Raw genomic sequence first — 563 nt, forward strand, 5'->3', positions numbered from 1 at the left:
ACGCTGTTCGCCCCGACCGTCACCGGCAGCCCGCTGGAAAGCGCCTGCCGGGTGATCCGCCGCTACGAGCCGCAGGGTCGCGGCTACTACAGCGGGGTGGCGGCGCTGATCGGCGGCGATGGCCAGGGCGGGCGCACGCTGGACTCGGCGATCCTGATCCGCACTGCCGAGATCGAGGGCGACGGCCGCCTGCGCATCGGCGTCGGCTCGACCATCGTGCGCCACTCCGATCCCCTGGGCGAGGCGGCGGAAAGCCGGGCCAAGGCTTCCGGGCTGATCGCCGCGCTGAAGAGCCAGGCGCCGCAGCGCCTGGGCTCGCACCCGCACGTGGTGGCGGCGCTGGCCAGCCGCAACGCGCCGATCGCCGACTTCTGGCTGCGCGGCGCCAGCGAGCGCCAGCAGTTGCAGGCCGACCTGTCCGGACGCGAGGTGCTGATCGTCGATGCCGAGGACACCTTCACCTCGATGATCGCCAAGCAGCTCAAGTCGCTGGGCCTGACGGTGACCGTGCGCGGCTTCCAGGAGCCGTACTCGTTCGACGGCTACGACCTGGTGATCATGGG

1 pseudogene is annotated in these 563 nt (G+C 71.8%); it reads left to right on the forward strand.

The features are described from left to right. Positions 1-563, forward strand: a pseudogene (gene phzE / locus AC4OR5_RS30950) (phenazine biosynthesis protein PhzE); the annotation flags it as partial.

The organism is Pseudomonas sp. YA1 (assembly GCF_058680555.1).